At 51.8% G+C, this 332-nt stretch carries 1 protein-coding gene; it reads right to left on the bottom strand.

The genetic code is table 11. The features are described 5' to 3' along the window. Positions 1-332, bottom strand: a 332-nt coding sequence (locus FS736_RS24550; protein ID WP_222125094.1) for a hypothetical protein, incomplete at both ends; no start/stop codon positions are given.

Raw genomic sequence — 332 nt, 5'->3', positions numbered from 1 at the left:
GAAACACTTAACGGGTTGAGGATGGAAACGGCGTAATACGTTCCCCTTCCCAGGGTTTCATGCCCTGTCATCGCTCCTAAGGATGCGAAGGCTTCTTCCAACCCATGAGTCGTGTCGTACCGTTTTTCTCCGATAAAGCCATTCCTCATCTGGTTGATGCCAGCTTTCATGTTGTAATAGCCGTCCACGATCATATAGGATCCCGCTAATGCTCCCGCTACGGTAGGGGCTGTAAAGACTGCCAATGCCGCACCGCCGACTGCTTCTGCTGCTCCTCCTACTACCTGTAGAGCACCTAATCCAATATCCCACCAGTTCTTCTCTGGTTTCGG

This window comes from Cytobacillus oceanisediminis 2691, from assembly GCF_007678455.1.
Lineage (GTDB): Bacteria > Bacillota > Bacilli > Bacillales > Cytobacillaceae > Mesobacillus > Mesobacillus oceanisediminis_A.
Note: the sequence above shows the minus strand (reverse complement) of the source record. Positions and strands in the feature narration are given on the sequence as shown.